This is a genomic window from Streptomyces sp. NRRL S-244 (genome assembly GCF_000717915.1).
Lineage (GTDB): Bacteria > Actinomycetota > Actinomycetes > Streptomycetales > Streptomycetaceae > Streptomyces.
The window spans coordinates 1-18,678 of record NZ_JOCX01000003.1 but is presented as its reverse complement, the minus strand read 5'-3'; the positions used below and the strand labels follow the sequence as shown (position 1 = coordinate 18,678).

Sequence of the window (18,678 nt, the reverse complement as noted above, 5' to 3'; positions counted from 1 at the left end):
TGACGAGCGTCACATGCGCGCGTTCGAACTTCGGCGTTCCCCCTGCGTCCAGTCGGCGTCGGTCACTGGACGACTCCCGATCCACACCCCTCCGCAGTCGTCCGTTCCCTTACAGGAGGAACAGTTCAATGGGCTATCTGCGGGGATTCATCCCCTGGATCGTCTCCGGCGTCGCCTCGTCGTTCGACTGGCGCGCTGGCGGAGCACACCGACGTCATCTCGTTCGGCTGGCTGGCGGCCACCGCCTGGGGCGCCGGCTTCACCTTCATCGGCGTCAGCCTGGCCGTCTGCGGCGCGCTGGACGCCCCCGCCTGGGTGGGCATCGCCGCCCACGTCGCCGGCCTCGTCGGCCCCGCCGTCTTCACCAAGGTCCACCCCGCCCGGGCCCGGGCGCGACTCCTGGCCCAGGCCCCGCCCAACCCACACCACGAAGGAGCAACCACATCGTGAGCACTGTCCCGGAGGCAAGGAACGTCGTCCTCGTCCACGGTGGATTCGTCGACGGATCGGGCTGGAAGGGGGTGTACGAGCTGCTGCGCGCCGACGGCTACCGCGTCAGCGTCGTCCAGAACCCCACGATCTCCCTCGAGGGCGACGTCGCCACCACCCGGCAGGTACTCGACGCCCAGGACGGCCCGACCGTACTGGTCGGCCACTCCTACGGCGGCGCTGTGATCACCGAGGCGGGCCGGCACGACAACGTGACCGCGCTCGTGTACGTCGCGGCGTTCGCCCCCGGCAAGGGCGAGTCCGTGAACACGCTGATCGCCGACCCGCCGCCCGGAGCCCCCGTTCCGCCGATCCTTCCGCCCGACGGCGGGTTCCTCTTCCTCGACCGGGAGAAGTTCGCCGCCTCCTTCGCCGGCGACCTGCCCGCCGACGAGGCCCGGTTCCTGGCGGACTCCCAAGTGCCCTGGGGCCTGGACGCCCTGGGCGGAACGGTCGGCGACCCCGCCTGGCGCACCAGGCCGAGCTTCTACCTCGTTGCCGCCGACGACCACATGATCCCGCCGCCGGCGCAGCGCGCCATGGCCGAGCGGGCCGGCGCGACGGTCACCGAGACCGGCGGCAGCCACGCCGTGTACGTGTCCAAGCCCGGCGAGGTCGCCGAGCTCATCAAGAAGGCCGCCTCGGCCACGTAGCCCCGCCCGCGGCCCGGTCCGCGGCGGCCGTGCGGCCGCAACCGCTCCGGTGCCACCGGCTCTTCGCCGTCCCCCCGCGGATCCCGTGCCCCCGCGGGATCCGCAGGGGGCTCAACAAGCGGCCCGGGCATGCTCCACGGCATCCGGCTGGGCGACGGACGCGCGCAGTGGTACCGCAACCGCTCGATCCGCACGCGGGAGCTGGAGGGGCATCCGTTCATCCGCCCCGACTTCAGCGTCGACCTCGCCGCGACCCCGGCCAACACGCACGTGATCCGGCACGCCGGCACCGTCCTCGCCCTGTGCGAGGCGGGCCTTCCCCACGGGGTCTCGCCCTCGCTGGAGACGGTGGGCCCGTACGACTTCGGCGGACGGCTCACCACCGCGATGACCGCCCACCCCAAGGCGGACCCCGGCACGGGCGAACTCCAGCTGTTCGGCGCGGCGCGGCGGCATGCCGTACCGGTGGGACGAGGAGTACGGGGCGCGGCTCGGGGTCATGTCCCGCGCGCCCGGCAGCACCGGGGTGAGGTGGTACGACATCGACCCCTGCTACGTCTTCCACGTCGGCAACGCCCACGAGGACGCGCGGGGGCGGGATCGTGCTGGACGCGGTGCGCTACGACGGCGCCGGGTTCCGCAGGACCTGGACGGACATCGGCGGGACCGCGGGCCCGGCCGCTTCGGCGGCTCCGGCAGGTCCGGCCGGCGCGCTGGAACCGGGCCGCATCGAGGCCCTCGCCGTCCTGCACCGCCGGACCCTCGACCCGGCCACCGGCCGTGTCACGGAGTCCCCCTGGACGACCGCGCGGCCGATGCCACCGCCGAGGACGAGGGCCGGCTCCTGTCGCTCGTCCCGGACGACGGCGGCGAGGCCGGGGAACTGCTCGTCCTGGACGCCGCGGACCTCTCGGTCCAGGCCGTGGTGGAGCTTCCCCATCCCGTGCCGGCGGGTTTCCATGGAAGCTGGCCACCGGAGCCCGCCCAAGGTTCGTGACCCTCGCCACGGAGGCGTTCAGACATGGCACACCCCCTCGATCCACCCACGGATGAGGAGCTCACCCGCCGGGCCCAGGCGGGCGAGACCCGAGCCCTCGGACTCCTGCTGGCCCGCCACCAGGCATCGATGCGCGCTGTCGCGCTGAGCCTGCTGGGCTACGGGCCCGACGCGGAGGACGCCGTACAGGACGCGGCGCTGACCGCACTGCGCCGCATCGGCGACGTACGGGACCCCGCGGCCGTGGGGGCGTGGCTGCGGGCGATCGTGCGCAACGCCTCCCGCACGCGCCTGCCCTGCCCCGGGAGATATGCGAGCTGTGGCCGGCGGAGACCGAGATGGTCGGTGTCCTCGGCCGGACCGGAGAGCGCATCCGTCCCGTCCCGGTCATGCGCCGGGCCCTGGACAAGGGGGTGCGCCAGCACGTGCCCCATGTCGTGGCCAGTCGCGACATCACCATCTGGGAAATGGACGTCACCAACCCCGTCGGCATCGACGACCCCTGCCCGCCGTCCCTCGCCTGGCTCATGCTCCGCCGCAACGGACGCGTCCAGAGCCTGCGCGTGGTCTTCCCGGTGGCGGCGCGCTGAGGACGGCCCGGTCGGCCGGGGGCGGCCGACCGGGCCGTCGGGCCAGGGCCGCCAGGGCCCCGGCCCTTGGGTCAGCGGATGTCGAACCGGTCGAGGTTCATCACCTTGTCCCACGCGGACACGAAGTCGCGTACGAACTTCTCACCCGCGCCCTGGGACGCGTAGACCTCCGACAGGGCCCGCAGCTGCGAGTGCGAACCGAAGACGAGGTCGACGGCGGTGGCCGTCCACTTGACCTCGCCCGTGGCCCGATCGCGCCCCTCGAACACGTTCTCGGCCGTGGCCGACGCCTTCCACTCCGTGCCCATGTCGAGCAGGTTGACGAAGAAGTCGTTGGTCAACGTCTCCGGCCGGTCGGTGAAGACGCCGTGCGCGGACCGCCCGAAGCCGGTGTTCAGCGCGCGCATGCCGCCGATCAGGACCGTCATCTCGGGAGCGGTGAGGTTCAACAGGTTGGCGCGGTCCAGCAGGAGGGTCTCCGGCGCGAGCTTCTCCCCCTGCCGGAGGTAGTTGCGGAACCCGTCGGCCCCGGGTTCGAGCACCGCGAACGCCTCCACGTCGGTCTGCTCCTGCGAGGCGTCCGTACGCCCCGGCGTGAACGGGACCGTGACGTCGTACCCGGCGTTCTTCGCGGCCTGCTCGACCGCCGCGCATCCGCCCAGGACGATCAGGTCGGCGAGCGACACCTTCGTTCCGCCCGTCGCCGAGGCGTTGAACTCCCGCTGGATCTCTTCGAGGGTCCCCACCACCTCGCCCACCTCGGGCAGGGCATTGCTCTCCCAGTCCCGTTGCGGCGCGAGCCGGATCCGGGCCCCGTTGGCCCCGCCCCGCTTGTCGGTGCCGCGGAAGCTCGCCGCCGACGCCCAAGCGGTGGTGACCAGTTGGGGGACGGACCGTCCCGAGGCGAGGATCCTGGCCTTGAGTGCGGCGACGTCCGCGTCCGAGACCAGCGGGTGATCGACCGGGGGGACGGGGTCCTGCCACAGCTGCGGCTCGGCGACCCACGGGCCGAGGTAGCGGGGGAGGGGGCCCATGTCGCGGTGCAGCAGCTTGTACCAGGCCTTGGCGAAGGCCAGCGCGAGCTGGTCGGGGTTCTCGTGGAAGCGCTTCGCGATCGGCGCGTAGATCGGATCGACCTTCAGCGCGAGGTCCGTCGTCAGCATCATCGGAGCGTGCCGCTTCGACGGGTCGTGCGCGTCGGGCACCGTGCCCTGGGCCGCCGGGTCCGTGGGAGTCCACTGGTTGGCCCCGGCGGGGCTGGTGGTCAGCTCCCAGTCGTAGCCGAACAGGTTGTCCAGGTACCCGTTGTCCCACTTCGTCGGCGCCGTGGTCCACGCGCCTTCGAGCCCGCTCGTGAGCGCGTCGACGCCGGTGCCGGTGCCGTACGTGTTCGTCCAGCCGATTCCCTGCTGCTCGATGGGAGCCGCCTCGGGTTCCGGACCGATGTAGGCGGGGTCGACGGCGCCGTGGCACTTTCCGAACGTATGGCCGCCGACGATGAGCGCGAGCGTCTCCTCGTCGTCCATCGCCATGCGCGAGAACGTCTCGCGAATGTCCCGGGCGGCGGCCACCGGATCCGGATTTCCGTTCGGCCCCTCCGGATTGACGTAGATCAATCCCATCTGCACGGCGCCGAAAGGACCGGTGAGGTCCCTTTCGCCGCTGTAGCGCTCGTCGCCGAGCCAGGTGTCCTCGGGCCCCCAGAAGATTTCCTCGGGTTCCCAGGTGTCCTTGCGTCCGAATCCGAATCCGAACGTCTTGAGCCCCATGGATTCGATGGCGCAGTTCCCGGCGAAAATCAGAAGGTCGGCCCAGGAGATCTTCGGTCCGTACTTCTGTTTGACCGGCCAGAGCAAACGGCGTGCCTTGTCCAGGCTCGCGTTGTCCGGCCAGCTGTTGAGGGGGGCGAAGCGCTGGGAGCCGGCGCCGCCACCGCCCCGGCCGTCGGCGATGCGGTACGTACCCGCGGCGTGCCAGCTCATCCGGATGAACAGCGGCCCGTAGTGGCCGTAGTCGGCGGGCCACCACTCCTGGGACTCCGTCATCACCTCGAAGACGTCCCGTTTCAGCGCGTCGACATCGAGGGTCGCGAACTCCTTCGCGTAGTCGAAGTCCTCGCCCATCGGATCGGACAGCGGAGAATGCTGGTGGAGGACTTGAAGGTCCAGCTGATTCGGCCACCAGTCCCGGTTCGTCCTTGGGCGATTCGGCGCGGGGGTCGGGGAGGGAATTGCTGGGTTCTCGCTTTCGCTGCCGGACACGTCCGCCCTTCTTCCTGTCTCGGTGTCTTCTGCTGCTTCTGCTCTGCTGCTGACTGCTGGGCGTCCGTATGGTCGCGCACCGCGGACCGCGCCGCCACGAGAACACGCAGAACTCTTCCGGACGCTGAGGAATTCGGGAAAAGGCGGGTTTTCGGATGAACGCGATCGGCCCGGACGGGTGACGTGTCCCGCCGTGCGGCGGGTCGCCGGTCGGGGACGGGCCGGGCCGTCAGGATGGCCCCCTCCCGACAGTGAGAAGGAGTTGTTCGTGCTCGAGAGACAGCGTCGCAAGAACGCCACCGAGGTCACCTTCGTGCTGCCCGACGGGGACCCGCCCGGACCGGTCAGCGTGGTGGGGACGTTCAACGGCTGGCAGCCCGGCTCCCACGTCCTCGAATCCCGCCCCGACGGGACACGTGCCGTGACGGTGGCGCTCCCGGCGAAGGTCACCCACTCCTTCCGCTACCTCGCGGCAGGGGACTACTGGTTCAACGACGAGGGCGCCGACGGCCAGGACGGCCCCAACTGCCGCCTGCAGACCTGATCCCACCCCCGGGCGCTGCCCGCCCTGCCCACACGGCCAGGGCGGGCACCACCTCGGGTCCGGGGCCCTACGCGGAGGAGGACCGCGCCCATGCGAGACGACGATCGGGACGAGACCCCGGCGGAACGGGCCGATCGCCGCTGGAACGAGACGCTCCAAGAGGTCCGCGTCGCCCAGACCGGGGCCCAGATCCTCTTCGGCTTCCTGCTCAGCGTCGCCTTCACCCCCCGCTTCGCGCAGCTCGGCCCTTTCGACCGGGGCCTGTACGTCGTCACGGTGGCGGTGGGCGCCCTGGCCACCGGGACCATGATCGCCCCGGTCGCGTACCACCAGCTCCTGTCCGGACACCACCTCAAGCCGCAACTGGTCCGGGCGGCGGGCCGTCTGGTCTCCATCGGCATCGTGCTCCTCGCGCTGACCGTGACCCTCTCGGTGCTGCTCCTGCTGCGGGTCGCCACCGCGCACTGGATCGCCTGGCCGGTGACGGCCTGCGTCACGGGCTGGTTCGCGATCTGCTGGCTGGTCATGCCGAGCATGCTCCTGCGCAGCAGCGCCAGGAACGGGTGAGGGACGGGGCGGCGCAGGTTTCCCGCGTCAGTGGGCGGGCAGGCGCGCCCCGGGGGACGTACGAGGCTTACGAGGAGTGACCCGTCATGGAAGACCAAGGTGGCGCCGGAGGCGTTCCCCTGCACGGCCACGGCCACGGCGACGAGGAACGGCGCCGCGCCCCGCACGTCGAACGGACCGGGCCCGGCAAGGACGAGCACGCCGTCCGGGCGGCGGACACCGACGAGGCGAGTCGTCTCGACAGGCCGGGAGAGGTCCCGAAGAAGGGCCCCGGACCGGTCCGCGAGATCCCCCACGAGGAGCGCGGGAAGTACCACGGCTGATCCTAGGGAATCATCCTCGGGAATCACCGGCCCACGAGGCGGCGGCGAGCGTCGGCGGGGTGATTCCGGGGCGGTCTGGGGGATCTGCCGACGGGGTGGATTGTGCGATCACACAGCTTGTGCGGCATAAATCCGTAGAGTAACCGGTCGGTAGCTCTGGATCATCGCGCCTGTTCTCGGCTAGCGTCTTGCTCGCGCCGCCACACCCAGGGCACTCGGCCCTGACGGGACTTGCGGCGCAGGGGAATTACTCACGTTGACGACTGCCATTCAAGGCATCTTCGCCGTCCGTCCCTACACTCCTCACTGCCAGGTCATCCACGACGAGGGCGACCATGCCGTCATCGGCATCTCGTCGGGGAACTCCTACTTCACCCACGACCGCGTGCTCGAACTCGCCCGGTGGGGGCTCGACCACTTCCGAGAAGTCGACCTCATCTGGACCGACATGCACGTGGCCGAGATGTTCGTGGCCCTCGGCTACCCCGAGGTCGAAGCGCAGCGCAAGGCGGTGAAGAACCTCCGCGGCGTACGGGCCAAGGTCACCGCCGCCGTCGCCACGCTCGACCCCGAAGGGGAGCGGCTGCGCGGCCGCCCGATGTCCGCGCTCCTGGAGCTCCCCGCCTACCAGCGCATCCGCTCCGGACTCGACACCCTCATGGCCGACGACCCCGAGTTCCGCGAGGTGTGCGACCAACTCGCGGCGCGGTTCCTCGCCGACAAGCTGGAAGGCCGACCGCCCACCGAGCTGCAGCGTCAGGTGTGCATCAAGTACGTGTGCGCCGAAGTACCGCTGTTCCTCGACACCCCGGCCATCCTCGGGGTCTCCTCCTCGCTCAACTGCTACCACCAGGCACTGCCGTTGGCCGAGCTGCTGTACGCACGGGGCTGGGGTCTGCGCGCCTCGCGCAATCAGGGCCACGCCGTCATCACCCCCGCCGAAGAACCCGAAGGACAGGACCGCCGCGCATGACCACCACGATCGACCCCACACCGGCGGCCGCGGCCGGCGAGCTCACCCGGTTCCCGTTCGACGCCAACGGCACGCGACTGCCCGACGAGATCGCACACCTCCTCACCGACGAGCCGGTCAAGAAGGTGCGCACCATAGCCGGGGCGGAAGCCTGGCTGGTGTCCTCCTATCGACTGTGCAGGCAGGTACTCGACGACCCCCGGTTCTCCCTCAAGGACACCTCCGCCGAGGGGGCGCCCCGCCAGTACGCGCTGACCATCCCCCCGGAGGTGGTCAACAACATGGGGAACATCACGGGCGCCGGGCTGCGCAAGGCCGTGATGAAGGCCCTCAACCCGAAGGCCCCCGGGCTGGAGGAGTGGCTGATCGGCCACGCGCACGCACTCGTCGACCAGCTCGTCGCCACCGGCGTGCCGGCCGACCTGCGCCGCGACTTCACCGTCCCGTACTCCACCGGGCTGCACTGCCACATCCTCGGCATCCCGCAGAGCGACGGCCCCGACCTCTACCGGTCGCTGCACGTCGCGTTCATGAACAGCCCCCGCGCCATCCCCGCGGCGGGCATCAACTGGGACCGCGACATGGGCCACATGGTCGACCGGCTCGACGACCCGGCGACGACGGGCCTCATGGCCGAACTCGCCGCCCTGCGCAGCGACCCCGACTACGCGCACCTGACCGACGAGATGCTCGCCACCGTCGGCGTCACGATGTTCGGCGCGGGCGTCATCAGCGTCATGGGATTCCTCACCATGGCACTCGTCTCGCTCATCCAACACCCCGAGCTCAAGGCGGAGTTGATCGCCGACCCGGCGCTCATCCCCGCCGCCGTCGACGAGTTGCTGCGCATCAACCTGTCGATCGCCGACGGACTGCCCCGCATCGCCACCGAGACCATGCAGCTCGGCGATGCCACCGTACAGAAGGGGGAGTTGGTCCTCGTCCTGGTCGAGGCCGCGAACCACGACCCCGCCGAGTTCGAGGACCCGCACACCGTACGCCTCGACCGGCCGAACCCGAACGCGCACCTGTCGTTCGGCGGAGGCGGCCACTACTGCCCCGCCACCGCCCTGGGCAAGCGGCACGCACAGATCGCCATCGAGGTGCTCCTGGAGCGGCTGCCCGGCCTGGACCTGGCCGTGCCGATCGAGCAACTCGTCTGGCGCACCGGGTTCATGAAGCGGATCCCGGAGCGGATGCCCGTGCTCTGGTGAGCCTGCGCGGGAGCGTGCGGGGGAACTGAGCGTACGGCGCCGAGGGCCGGGTCTGACCAGCCCGGCCCTCGGCACGTCCGTCCGTCACCTCTCCGCCACGGCCTCCAGCGGGCTCAGGGAGGCCGCGCGGCGGGCCGGTACGGCGGCCGCGAGCACGCCGATCGTCAGGGACACCAGGCAGACGAGGAGCAGCGTCCCCCAGGGCAGCGCCAGGGAGTACTGCTTCATGGCGCCGTTGGTCAGCGACCCGACCGCCCAGGCCCCGGCCAGCCCGCCCGCCAGGCCCAGCAGCGTGCCGAAGGCGGCGACGGTCACCGACTCCAGCCGGATCATCCGCCGGATCCCGGCGCGGTCCATCCCGATGGCCCGCAGGACACCGATCTCGCGGGTGCGGTCCGCGACCGACATGGCCAGGGTGTTGGCGATGCCGAGCAGCGAGATCACGGTGCCGATGGCGAGCAGCCCGTACATCAGGGTCAGCAGGTCGGACAGGGAACCGGCGGCCTCGTCGACGAGTGCCTGCCGGTCCTTCACCTGCACCAGCGGGCTGTTGCCCGCGGCGGCGCGCAGCCGGTCCTCGGTGGTCTTCGAGACCGCGGCGCCGTCGGCGCGGACGAGGATCCGCTGGACGGAGTCGGGCAGGAAGCTGTCCCGCTGTACGTCGGCGCGCGAGCCCAGCACGTCCCCGGCGGTGGGGTTGTCCTCGTAGACGCCGACGACGGTGTACTGCGTGAACTCCTGGTTGCGGCCGATGCGGGCCTTGACCTGGCTGCCCGCGCTCACGCCCTCCTCGCGGGCGACGGCGGCGGAGAGCGCGATGCGGCCCGGTCCGAGCTCCTTCAGGGAGCCGCTGACGAAGTCGAGCTTCATGACGTCGTGCACGGTGGCGGGGTCGACGCCGGCGATCTTGCGGACGGCGCCGCCGGTGAAGAGGGTGGAGTCCGCGATGCCCGCCGCCGTCCTCACCCCGGGGGCGCCGGCCACCCGCTTCTCGGTGCCCGGGTCGATGGCGGTCATGGCGCTGCGGCTGCCGATCACGTAGTCGGCGCCGAGGCCGGCCGCGGCCTGCCGGTCCAGGGCCTGCCCGGTGGAGTTGCCGATGACGGCGAGCCCGGCGACCAGCGCCGTACTGACGATCAGGGCGGAGGCGGTGGCCGCGGTACGGCGAGGATCGCGCAGCGCGTTCTCGCGGGCGAGGTGCCCGGTGATCCCGAACCGGCCGGTCAGCCGTCCGGCCAGCCGGATCACGGGGACGGCGAGCAGCGGCGCCAGCACGATCAGGGCGACGATGAGCAGGGCGCAGCCGGACATCGCGGTCCGCAGGTTCTCCTCCGAGGCGTCCTTCGCCCCCGTGAGCGAGACCAGCAGCCCGGCCCCGGCGGCGAGCAGGACCAGTCCCACCCCACCGCGGACCCGGGACGCGGTCGCGGTGGGCGGCTGCTCACCGGCGCGCAGCGCCTCGATGGGCGCGACCTTCGCCGCCTTGCGGGACGGCAGCCACGCGGCGAGCACCGTGACGCCGACGCCCACGCCGAGCGCCGCCACGACGGGCAGCGGGCCGATCACCAGGGGGCCGTCGGGCAGGGTGTCCTGCGAGGTGCTCAGGAGGCCGGGCAGTACGGAGGCGATGCCGAGGCCGAGCACGAAGCCGGCCGCCGACGAGACCAGGCCGATCAGGACGGCCTCCCAGAGGATGGAGCGGACCACCTGGCGGCGCGAGGAGCCGATCGCCCGCAGCAGCGCGATCTCCCGGGTGCGCCGGGCGACGAGCATGGTGAAGGTGTTGACGATGAGGAAGGAGCCGATGAACAGCGAGACCCCGGCGAAGATCATCGGCATCTTCTGGTACCCGCGGGTCAGGGTGTCGGTGTAGGTGGCCTGCTGGGTCGCCTGGGCGGTGCCGGTGACGGCCTCGGCCCGGTCGGCCGGGAGCAGCGCGGTGATCCGCTCGGCGAGCTTGAACTCGTCGGTGCCGGGTTCGGCGGACACGTCGATCGACGTGTACCGGCCCGGGGACGCGAACAGCTCCTGGGCGGTCGCCTTGTCGAACACGGCGAGGGTGCCTCCGGCCGTCACCCGCGAGTCCCTGGTCTTGACGATGCCCACGAGCCGCTTCTTCAGGACCGGGCCGTCGGTGGCCAGCGTGACCGTGTCGCCGATTCCGAACCCGCCGGCCGCCGCGGTGCCGCTGTCCACGGCGAGTTCCCCGCCGCTGCGCGGGGCGCGGCCCTCGACGAGCGGATGGCGGTCGTCCTTGCCGTCCTTGCCGGGCACGTAGGCGGCGGCCAGGTTCGACCACGCCTTGCCGGCCCGCAGCGGACGGCCGTCCGCGCCGTTCAGGGTGGCCGAGCCGTCGGCCGCGGGCCGCGCGGCGGCGACGCCGGGCACTTCGGCCAGCTTCCGGACGAGCGCGTCGTCGAGCGGTCCGGCCTTCTCCTCGGCGGCCCCGGGAGGGGCGTACTTCGGGGTCACGCTCACCGCGATGTCCGCGAAGTCCTTCGACGCGGCGGCGCGGTAGGCCGCTGCGGAGGATTCCGCGAAGACCAGGGTGCCGCAGACGAATGCGACACCGAGGCATACCGCGAGGACGGTCATGACCAGACGGGCCTTGTTCGCCAGGACGTTGCGCAGGGCTGTTCTCAGCATGGGCAGCTTTCGGGGACGTGGGCGTACGTGGAGCCGGAGGGCCGGGATCCGGGGGCCGGGGGAGGGAGACGTGGGTCAGCTGGTGCGGGAGCGGGCGTCGAACGCCTTCATCCGGTCCAGGACCCGGTCCGGGGTGGGACGGGACATCTCGTCGACCAGTCGGCCGTCCGAGAGGAAGACCACGCGGTCGGCATAGCCGGCTGCGACCGGGTCGTGGGTCACCATGACCACGGTCTGGCCGAGCTCGCGCACGGAGTCGCGCAGGAAGCCGAGGACCTCGGCCCCGGCTCGGGAGTCGAGGTTGCCGGTGGGCTCGTCGCCGAAGACGATCGCGGGCCGGGAGGCCAGGGCGCGGGCCACCGCCACGCGCTGCTGCTGCCCGCCGGACAGCTGTCCGGGCCGGTGGCCGAGCCGCTGGGAGAGGCCGACCATGGAGACCACGCGGTCCAGCCACTGCCGGTCGGGGCGGCGGCCGGCGATGCTGAGCGGCAGCGTGATGTTCTCCAGCGCGGTCAGCGTCGGCAGCAGGTTGAAGGCCTGGAAGATGAAGCCGATCCGGTCGCGGCGCAGCTCGGTGAGCTGCCGGTCGCCCAGGCCGCTCAGCTCGGTGGTGCCGATGCGTACGGAGCCGGAGCTGACCGAGTCGAGGCCGGCGGCGCAGTGCATCAGGGTGGACTTGCCGCAGCCGGAAGGGCCCATGATCGCGGTGAACTCACCCTCCCGGAAGGCGATGCTGACACGGTCCAGCGCGACGACGCGGGTGTCGCCGCTGCCGTAGACCTTCGACAGGTCGCTGGTGGCCGCAGCGAACCCGGTCATGGGGTGCGGCGCGAGGGCGTCAAAGGGTGCGGCGGTCACGGGGACTCCTCTTCGGTGCGGGTAGATGCACTTCGAAGGGTGTCCGGGACGTGTATCGGGACCCGGGCCGCCGTGTATCGGCGTCCGCGTCGCTTCGTATCGGTTGCGTAGCGGGGCGGGCCCGTCAGGACGGCGGCAGGCGCAGGGTGGCGACGGCGCCGCCGTCAGGGCCGTTGGCCAGGCGCAGCTCGGCGCCGAGGACCCGGGCCTGGCCCAGGGCGATGGTCAGGCCCAGGCCGTGGCCCGAGCCGCGCTCGGCCGCGCCCGTGTGGAAGCGGCGCGGACCGTCGCGCAGCAGGTCGGGAGGGAAGCCGGGGCCGTGGTCGCGTACGACGACGGTACGGCCCTCGACGGTGACCTCGACCGGGGTCGCGCCGTGCCGGTGGGCGTTGACGACGAGGTTGCCGACGATCCGCTCGAGGCGGCGCGGATCGGTTTCTACGGTCTCCCCGGTCTCGGCGGCCGCCGTCCCCGCAGCTTCGGTCACGGTGACCGGCGCGTCGAACCCGGTGCGGGCCACGGCCTCGCGGACGACCGCGCCGAGCGGCACACGGGCGCGGACGGGATGCTCCGCGCCCGCGTCCAGCCGGGAGATCTCCAGCAGGTCCTCGACCAGCCCGCGCAGATCGCGTACGCGGCCCCTGACCAGGTCCTCCGTCTCACCGGGCGGCAGCAGATCGGTGGCGGCCAGCAGACCGCCGACCGGGGTGCGCAGCTCGTGGGCCACGTCCGCAGTGAACTGGCGCTCGGTCCGCAGCCGCCGGCCGAGGCTGTCGGCCATGAGGTCGACGGTGGCGGCGATGTCGGCCACCTCGTCGCCGCCCTTGGTGGGCCCGGTACGGGCGTCCAGGTCACCGGCGGAGATCCGCCCGGCCGTCTCGGAGACCCGCCGCAGCCGGCGGCCCAGCAGCCCGGCCCCGTAGGCCGCCAGGGGCACGGCGGCCGCGAGCGAGACGAGGGAGGCCACCGTCACGCTCATGTCGAGCCGGCGCAGGTCGTAAAGCTCCGAGTTCATGCTGACCTGGACGGCCAGCACCGGGCTGCCCGGGCCGCCGACCCGCTGGGCGGCCCAGACGCTCGGCCCGACGTTGTTGTCCACGTGCCCGTCGTAGGCCGTGTGCCGGTCGCCGTCCGCCGGGTGGTCCAGTACGAGGGGCAGCCCGGCGGGATCGAGCTCGGCACCGTCCACCAGCGTCCCGGTGCGCCGGTACGTCTCCATGGCCGCGTACACGCCGTTGAACGCCCGCATCTCGGCCCGGCTGCGGATGTCGCTCGCGGTCCACAGGTGGACGAGCACGCCGACGGCCGCCGCGACGAGGCAGGCGGTGGCCGCGGCCAGCGCGGCGATCTTCCAGCGCAGGGAGACGCGGTCCGGCCGGGGGAGTCGGCGGTACGGGCGGGGGAGTCGGCGGTACGGGCGCACCGGTCTCAGCGCCTGAGCTTGTAGCCGAAGCCGCGGACCGTCTCGATCCGGTCCCGGCCGAGCTTCCGGCGCAGCCGCTGCACGCACAGGTCCACGACCCGGCTGTCGCCGTCCCAGCCGTACTCCCAGACGTTGCGCAGCAGGGTGTGCCGCTCCAGTACGACGCCCGGGTGGGCGGCGAACTCCAGCAGCAGCTTCAGCTCGGTCGGGGTCAGCGCCACCGGGCTTCCGGAGACGAAGACTTCCAGGCCGCCGGTGTCGAGGGTCAGGTCCCCGAAGACCAGCAGGTTCCCCTCGGAGGGGGCCGGCTCCTCGCCCGCGGTGCGCCCGGCTCCGGCGGCCGAGGGCGCGTACGTCGCCCGCCGCAGCAGCGAGCGGATGCGGGCCACGAGTACGTAGGTGTCCACGGGCTTGACGACGTAGTCGTCCGCCCCGGCCTCCAGACCGGCCACGATGTCGAGCCCGTCGCCGCGGGCGGACATCATCAGGATCGGCACGAGGCTGGTCTCCCGGACCCTGCGGCACAGGCCGATGCCGTCCAGGCCGGGCAGCATCACGTCGAGAATCAGCAGGTCGAAGCCGTTGTCGCCGCTGCTGCTGCCGTTGTCGCTGCTGCCACGGTCGCCGTCACGGAAGAGCTCCAGCCCCGCGAGCCCGTCGGCCGCGGCCTCCACCCGGTAGCCGTAGCGTTCGAGGGCGACCGTGAAGGAGCGGCGCATCAGCTCGTCGTCCTCCACCAGCAAGACGCGCACGGGGCGCGGAGAGGCCGGGGAGGGCGCGGACGAGGACACGGGGAGGACTCCTGTGGGGCGGACGGGCGGGGGCGGCGGGCGACCCGAAAAGGAACGATACGGCAGGTGGCGGGCGCGGCGACGGCCCCGCCGACCCGGTCTCGCGCTTCGATGGGCAACCACGCGCTCGCTGATACGCGGCGGATACAAAACCCGCCCCGGAGGCACTCTGGTTGCCGCTCCGGGGCCGTGGGGCTTGACTGAAACGCATGGACGAATCACGCCGGGCCTGGATCGCGATCTTCGGCATCCTCTTCGTCATCCTCGCCGACCTCGCGGCGATCATCCTGATGAACACCGTCGGAAAGTGACCGGCGGACGGATCAGGAACGGAGAAGCGCGGGGCCTGGCCCCCCAACTACCGTGTTGGTCATGGACATCACCATTCACACGAGCTTCCTGCCGCACGACGACCCGGAGGCCGCGCTGGCCTTCTACCGCGACACCCTCGGGTTCGAGGTCCGCAGCGACGTCGGGCACGGCAAGATGCGCTGGATCACCGTCGGCCCCGTCGGCCAGCCCGGCACGTCCATCCTCCTGGCGCCCCCGGCCGCCGACCCCGGCATCACCGACGACGAGCGCCGCACCGTCGTCGAGATGATGGCCAAGGGCACGTACGGCTGGATCCTGCTGGCCACCGGGGACCTCGACGCCACCTTCGAGAAGATCCAGGCCGGCGACGCCGAGGTCGTCCAGGAACCGACCGAGCAGCCGTACGGCGTCCGCGACTGCGCCTTCCGCGACCCCGCGGGCAACCTGATCCGCATCCAAGAACTCCGCTGAGCCGCGGCACCGAAACAGAGGGGGTTCCCGTATGTGCAATCCCGCGTGGGGGCGCGCACTCACCGAGGCGCAGCGCCTGAAGGATTTCGCCCGACTGCGCCGCGTCCGCGACCGGATCGACCGGGAGTACGCGCAGCCGCTGGACGTCGAGGCACTCGCGCGCGGCGCCGGCATGGCGGCCGGGCACCTCAGCCGGGAGTTCCGGCTCGCGTACGGGCAGTCGCCGTACGGCTATCTGGTGGCGCGCCGCATCGAACGTGCGGCGGCGCTGCTGCGCCGGGGCGACCTCGGCGTCACCGAGGTCTGCTCCGCGGTCGGCTGCCCTTCGCCCGGCACCTTCGGCACCCGCTTCACCGAGCTGGTCGGCGTACCGCCGAGCGCCTACGGACCGGTCAGGAATCGAGAAGCACCGGCCGCCCCGCCGCAACTAGCGTCAAGGACATGAACTCCATCGCATCCGTCACCCTCGAGGTGGCCGACCCCACGGCCGCCGACCGCTTCTACACCGCCTTCGGTCTGGGCGCCCAGGTCCGCCTGCGCGCCTCGCAGGCACCGACGACCGGCTTCCGCGGGTTCGCGCTCTCGCTCACCGTGTCCCAGCCGTCCGTCGTCAACGGCTTCATCGGCGCCGCCCTCGACGCCGGTGCCACGCCGCTGAAGCCGGCCGCCAAGTCCTTCTGGGGCTACGGCGGCGTCGTACAGGCACCGGACGGGACGATCTGGAAGGTCGCCACGTCGCAGAAGAAGGACAGCGGCCCGGCCCCTCTGCAGTTCGACGAGGTGGTGCTGCTGCTGGGATCCGCGGACGTGACCGCGAGCAAGCGGTTCTACGTCGGCCGCGGACTCGCCGTGGAGAAGAGCTTCGGCAGCAAGTACGTCCAGTTCCAGGCCCCGACGGGCGGGGTCAAGCTGGCGCTGTACGGGCGCCGCGCCCTCGCCAAGGACCTCGGCGTCCCCGCCGACGGCACGGGATCGCACCGGCTCGTGCTCGGCGGCGACGCCGGTGCCTTCGCCGACCCGGACGGCTTCGCCTGGGAGGCCGCGTCGCTGACGCCCGCGCCCTGACCTGCCGCCGACCCACCGGCGACCGACCGATCAGTTTCCACGACCCGTATGAGAGAGGACGCCCGTCATGGCGAGCACGGAGAAGTACGACGGATTCACGGCCGAGGAGCGGGACGCGATGAAGGAGCGTGCCAGTGAGCTGAAGGCCACCGCGCGCCGCGGCTCGCGGGCGGCCAAGGCGGACGGGGACGGCGAGGTGCGGGCCAAGATCGCCGACATGCCGGACGCGGACCGCGTCATCGCCGAGCGCATCCACGACATCGTCAAGGCCAACGCGCCGGAGCTCACGCCGAAGCTCTGGTACGGCATGCCCGCCTACGCGAGGGACGGCAAGGTCGTCTGCTTCTTCCAGAGCGCGCAGAAGTTCAAGACGAGGTACGCCACCCTCGGCTTCAGCGACCTGGCGAAGCTCGACGACGGCACGATGTGGCCGGCCGCCTACGCCCTGACCGAGCTGACGCCCGACGACGAGGCGCGGATCGGCGCACTCGTCAAGCGCGCGGTGAGCTGAGGCAGCCGTCAAGTGAATTCAGTGGCGCACCAGGGCTGTTGCGTACGAACATGCGCCGCATGAGCGATCAACCCGAGCGATGGACCGAGGCAACCGTCTACCCCGACATGTGGGCCGACCCGGACGACGACCCCCGCAACAACGAGAACAGCCCGGAGGGCGAGCTCGCGACGCTGCAGGACTTCCTGGCGAACTACCGCCTGACCCTGCGGATGAAGTGCGAGGGACTGGACGCGGAGCAGCTGGCCCGCCGGTCGGTTCCGCCCTCGACGATGTCGCTGCTCGGCCTGCTGAGGCACCTCGCCGAGGCGGAACGGGACTGGCGGAACTGGATCACCGACGGTGAACCGGTGCCGAAACTGTACGGCGCGAAGGACGCGGACTTCCACGGAGCCGTCGCCGAGCAGGCCGTGGTCGATGCCGCCCACGCCGATCTGGAGCGCGAGCAGGCCGCGACCGACGCCGCGCTGGCCGAGCACCCGGATCTGGGCGAGCGGGTGGGGAAGGACGGGATCGCGATCCGGGAGCTGATGGTGCACCGCATCGAGGAGTACGCCCGGCACTGCGGGCAGGCCGACCTGTTGCGCGAGTGCGTCGACGGCCGGGTGGGCCAGTAGCGCTCGCTCCCCGGCCCGGCGACACCTCCGGCCGGCAGGGGGTGGAGGTGTCGCCGCGAACCGTCGGCAGGGTCGGTCAGCGGGCCGTGCCGAAGTCCTGCGTCCAGTAGGAGTTCGGCTGCGCGAGGCCGACGCCGATCTCCTTGAAGGCACAGTTGAGGATGTTCTCGCGGTGCCCGGGGCTGTTCATCCAGCCGGTCATGACCTGCTCGGGCGTGCTGTAGCCGTACGCGACGTTCTCGCCGTACGTCATCCAGCTGAAGCCGCTGCGGGTGATGCGCTCGCCCGGGTCCGAGCCGTCGGAGCCGGTGTGCGACATGTTGGAGTGCGCGGCCATGTCCTGGCTGTGGTTCAGCGCGGCGGCCGTCAGCTTCGGATTGACGGTCAGCGCCGAGCAGCCGACCTTGGCGCGCTCCTTGTTCACGAGGGCCACCACCTCGGCCGCCGGGCCGGAGGCCGTACCGGTCGGGGTGGTCGGCTGCTGCGCGGTGGGCGGAGCCGTCGGCTTCGCCGGGGCAGGGCGCGCGGGCTTCGCCGCGGGAGGCTGCTGCGTCGGCTCGGCGGCCGGCTGGGTCGGCTCCGGGGCCTGCGTGGTCTGCGCGGCCGGCGTGGCCGTCGCCGTCTCGACCGGGAGGGGGGCGTCCGTCGGTTCCGTCAGGGTCAGGATCGACTCGGTGGGGGAGGGGACGCTGTGGGAGGGGCGCATGCCGTGCCTGCCGCCGGCCTTCGCCCCACCTGCCTCATTGGTGTGCAGGCATGCCATGGCGGCCGTGGGTATTCCCACGAGGCCCAGGGTGACGGCGGCGATGGTTATTTTCTTGTAGTGCGTCTTCTTGCGGTGCTTGTGCATGCGTGACCTCACGTGGTTTCTGCGATGCGTCCTGCGCCTGAGCTGCTGGAGCGCGGGGGCCGGGCCGCCATTCTTAGAAGCCCCGGAACGGGCTGGCAAGTCTCGCCGCCGGGCGGCGGAGCAGGGCCGGACGCCGGGCTTGAAAAGGGCGGACAGTCGTGCTGACCGGGTGGCCGGCCGGCCGCGTGAGATCGGGATCCACCATCAGACATGGTCGTGACGTGGCAAGTTGCCGCAGACGGCGCCCTTGCGTGCGATACCCATGTCGGGCGAAGAGGGGAATGTCGATTCGAGTGGGACAAATATCGACATGTCGGGGAAGGGTGAACGGACGTAATGCTTCCGTGATCAGTTGTCCCGTGGTGATGCATGTCACTGTTTCGCGTGGAACCAAGCGGGGTTTCGGGGGCGGGTGGTGCGCACCCGCCCCCGGCCGCCGCTGATCAGAACCAGTTGATGGTGAGGGGGAAGGTGGTGGTGGCGGTTGCCGTGGTGGTGTCGGTGGCGGTTGCGGTGATGGGGA

Annotated in this window: 19 protein-coding genes and 2 pseudogenes; 15 read left to right on the top strand and 6 right to left on the bottom strand. The window is 71.7% G+C overall.

Annotated features, from left to right (window positions below; genetic code table 11):
- The first annotated feature begins 446 nt into the window (after positions 1–446).
- From IF02_RS0104170 to IF02_RS35365, 5 genes and pseudogenes are all read left to right on the top strand, one after another.
- Positions 447–1,142, top strand: coding sequence for an alpha/beta fold hydrolase (locus IF02_RS0104170; protein ID WP_030153851.1), 696 nt, complete (start codon positions 447–449; stop codon positions 1,140–1,142).
- Between the two features lie 129 nt (positions 1,143–1,271).
- Positions 1,272–1,529 (top strand): annotated as a pseudogene (locus tag IF02_RS35380) (carotenoid oxygenase family protein); the annotation flags it as partial.
- 67 nt (positions 1,530–1,596) lie between these two features.
- Positions 1,597–2,139, top strand: a complete 543-nt coding sequence (locus IF02_RS35375; RefSeq protein ID WP_324603749.1) for a carotenoid oxygenase family protein — start codon at positions 1,597–1,599, stop codon at positions 2,137–2,139.
- Between the two features lie 24 nt (positions 2,140–2,163).
- Positions 2,164–2,370, top strand: a pseudogene (locus tag IF02_RS36060) (RNA polymerase sigma factor); the annotation flags it as partial.
- Between the two features lie 107 nt (positions 2,371–2,477).
- Positions 2,478–2,729 carry a hypothetical protein gene (locus IF02_RS35365; protein ID WP_051695678.1) on the top strand — a complete coding sequence of 84 codons (252 nt, stop codon included), beginning with the start codon at positions 2,478–2,480 and terminating at the stop codon, positions 2,727–2,729.
- 71 nt (positions 2,730–2,800) lie between these two features.
- On the opposite strand, the gene katG is transcribed toward IF02_RS35365, so the two are convergent.
- The gene (gene katG, locus IF02_RS0104145; RefSeq protein WP_030153847.1) at positions 2,801–4,990 is read right to left on the bottom strand and encodes a catalase/peroxidase HPI; all 2,190 of its coding nucleotides are present in this window, start codon (positions 4,988–4,990) and stop codon (positions 2,801–2,803) included.
- Positions 4,991–5,258: 268 nt separating this feature from the next.
- Between katG and IF02_RS0104140 the strand changes: the two genes are divergently transcribed.
- The 5 genes from IF02_RS0104140 to IF02_RS0104120 all read left to right on the top strand — a co-directional run bounded on the left by IF02_RS0104140 (position 5,259) and on the right by IF02_RS0104120 (position 8,611).
- Positions 5,259–5,534, top strand: a complete 276-nt coding sequence (locus IF02_RS0104140; protein WP_030153846.1) for an isoamylase early set domain-containing protein — start codon at positions 5,259–5,261, stop codon at positions 5,532–5,534.
- Between the two features lie 90 nt (positions 5,535–5,624).
- On the top strand, positions 5,625–6,101 hold the full coding sequence (locus IF02_RS0104135; RefSeq protein ID WP_030153845.1) for a DUF6328 family protein: 477 nt from the start codon (positions 5,625–5,627) through the stop codon (positions 6,099–6,101).
- Between the two features lie 86 nt (positions 6,102–6,187).
- Positions 6,188–6,424: a hypothetical protein gene (locus tag IF02_RS0104130; RefSeq protein WP_030153844.1), complete on the top strand. Its 237-nt coding sequence runs from the start codon at positions 6,188–6,190 to the stop codon at positions 6,422–6,424.
- A 256-nt stretch (positions 6,425–6,680) separates the two neighbouring features.
- Positions 6,681–7,397 carry a tRNA-dependent cyclodipeptide synthase gene (locus tag IF02_RS0104125; protein WP_030153843.1) on the top strand — a complete coding sequence of 239 codons (717 nt, stop codon included), beginning with the start codon at positions 6,681–6,683 and terminating at the stop codon, positions 7,395–7,397.
- A complete protein-coding gene (locus tag IF02_RS0104120) occupies positions 7,394–8,611 on the top strand; it encodes a cytochrome P450 (protein WP_051695676.1) in 1,218 nt (405 codons plus the stop codon). Before IF02_RS0104125 ends, IF02_RS0104120 begins: the two co-directional genes overlap by 4 nt.
- Before the next feature lie 84 nt (positions 8,612–8,695).
- Here the strand turns inward: IF02_RS0104120 and IF02_RS0104115 are convergent, their stop codons facing one another.
- The 4 genes from IF02_RS0104115 to cseB form a co-directional block, all read right to left on the bottom strand.
- Positions 8,696–11,257: an ABC transporter permease gene (locus IF02_RS0104115; protein WP_030153841.1), complete on the bottom strand. Its 2,562-nt coding sequence runs from the start codon at positions 11,255–11,257 to the stop codon at positions 8,696–8,698.
- Positions 11,258–11,332: 75 nt separating this feature from the next.
- Entirely contained in the window at positions 11,333–12,076 is a 744-nt protein-coding gene (locus tag IF02_RS0104110) for an ABC transporter ATP-binding protein (protein WP_030153840.1), read from the bottom strand.
- Positions 12,077–12,239: 163 nt separating this feature from the next.
- Positions 12,240–13,538: a sensor histidine kinase gene (locus IF02_RS0104105; RefSeq protein WP_030153839.1), complete on the bottom strand. Its 1,299-nt coding sequence runs from the start codon at positions 13,536–13,538 to the stop codon at positions 12,240–12,242.
- A 5-nt stretch (positions 13,539–13,543) separates the two neighbouring features.
- Positions 13,544–14,329 (bottom strand): two-component system response regulator CseB, encoded by a 786-nt coding sequence (gene cseB / locus IF02_RS0104100; RefSeq protein WP_030153838.1) that lies wholly within the window; start codon positions 14,327–14,329, stop codon positions 13,544–13,546.
- Positions 14,330–14,701: 372 nt separating this feature from the next.
- On the opposite strand from cseB, the gene IF02_RS0104090 reads away from it, so the two are divergent.
- The 5 genes from IF02_RS0104090 (at position 14,702) to IF02_RS0104070 (ending at position 17,305) form a co-directional block, all read left to right on the top strand.
- A complete protein-coding gene (locus IF02_RS0104090; RefSeq protein ID WP_030153837.1) occupies positions 14,702–15,112 on the top strand; it encodes a VOC family protein in 411 nt (136 codons plus the stop codon).
- Between the two features lie 31 nt (positions 15,113–15,143).
- On the top strand, positions 15,144–15,557 hold the full coding sequence (locus IF02_RS0104085; RefSeq protein WP_051695671.1) for a helix-turn-helix transcriptional regulator: 414 nt from the start codon (positions 15,144–15,146) through the stop codon (positions 15,555–15,557).
- Entirely contained in the window at positions 15,554–16,177 is a 624-nt protein-coding gene (locus tag IF02_RS0104080; protein WP_030153835.1) for a glyoxalase, read from the top strand. Before IF02_RS0104085 ends, IF02_RS0104080 begins: the two co-directional genes overlap by 4 nt.
- Before the next feature lie 67 nt (positions 16,178–16,244).
- Positions 16,245–16,688 carry an iron chaperone gene (locus IF02_RS0104075; RefSeq protein WP_030153834.1) on the top strand — a complete coding sequence of 148 codons (444 nt, stop codon included), beginning with the start codon at positions 16,245–16,247 and terminating at the stop codon, positions 16,686–16,688.
- Between the two features lie 50 nt (positions 16,689–16,738).
- Positions 16,739–17,305, top strand: coding sequence for a DinB family protein (locus IF02_RS0104070; protein ID WP_030153833.1), 567 nt, complete (start codon positions 16,739–16,741; stop codon positions 17,303–17,305).
- A gap of 76 nt (positions 17,306–17,381) precedes the next feature.
- Here IF02_RS0104070 and IF02_RS0104065 read toward each other — a convergent pair whose 3' ends face one another.
- Positions 17,382–18,155: a CAP domain-containing protein gene (locus tag IF02_RS0104065; RefSeq protein WP_030153832.1), complete on the bottom strand. Its 774-nt coding sequence runs from the start codon at positions 18,153–18,155 to the stop codon at positions 17,382–17,384.
- Positions 18,156–18,678: the final 523 nt, after the last annotated feature.

What these genes read in the sequence shown, in the direction of transcription:
- IF02_RS0104135 (WP_030153845.1), top strand. Translation starts at nt 5,625, where the DNA reads ATGCGAGACGACGATCGGGACGAGACCCCGGCGGAACGGGCCGATCGC.
- IF02_RS0104120 (WP_051695676.1), top strand. Translation starts at nt 7,394, where the DNA reads ATGACCACCACGATCGACCCCACACCGGCGGCCGCGGCCGGCGAGCTC.
- IF02_RS35375 (WP_324603749.1), top strand. Translation starts at nt 1,597, where the DNA reads ATGCCGTACCGGTGGGACGAGGAGTACGGGGCGCGGCTCGGGGTCATG.
- IF02_RS0104090 (WP_030153837.1), top strand. Translation starts at nt 14,702, where the DNA reads ATGGACATCACCATTCACACGAGCTTCCTGCCGCACGACGACCCGGAG.
- IF02_RS0104110 (WP_030153840.1), bottom strand. Translation starts at nt 12,076, where the DNA reads ATGACCGGGTTCGCTGCGGCCACCAGCGACCTGTCGAAGGTCTACGGC.
- IF02_RS0104070 (WP_030153833.1), top strand. Translation starts at nt 16,739, where the DNA reads ATGCGCCGCATGAGCGATCAACCCGAGCGATGGACCGAGGCAACCGTC.
- IF02_RS0104085 (WP_051695671.1), top strand. Translation starts at nt 15,144, where the DNA reads ATGTGCAATCCCGCGTGGGGGCGCGCACTCACCGAGGCGCAGCGCCTG.
- IF02_RS0104115 (WP_030153841.1), bottom strand. Translation starts at nt 11,257, where the DNA reads ATGCTGAGAACAGCCCTGCGCAACGTCCTGGCGAACAAGGCCCGTCTG.
- IF02_RS0104065 (WP_030153832.1), bottom strand. Translation starts at nt 18,155, where the DNA reads ATGCACAAGCACCGCAAGAAGACGCACTACAAGAAAATAACCATCGCC.
- IF02_RS35365 (WP_051695678.1), top strand. Translation starts at nt 2,478, where the DNA reads ATGGTCGGTGTCCTCGGCCGGACCGGAGAGCGCATCCGTCCCGTCCCG.
- IF02_RS0104130 (WP_030153844.1), top strand. Translation starts at nt 6,188, where the DNA reads ATGGAAGACCAAGGTGGCGCCGGAGGCGTTCCCCTGCACGGCCACGGC.
- IF02_RS0104080 (WP_030153835.1), top strand. Translation starts at nt 15,554, where the DNA reads ATGAACTCCATCGCATCCGTCACCCTCGAGGTGGCCGACCCCACGGCC.
- IF02_RS0104075 (WP_030153834.1), top strand. Translation starts at nt 16,245, where the DNA reads ATGGCGAGCACGGAGAAGTACGACGGATTCACGGCCGAGGAGCGGGAC.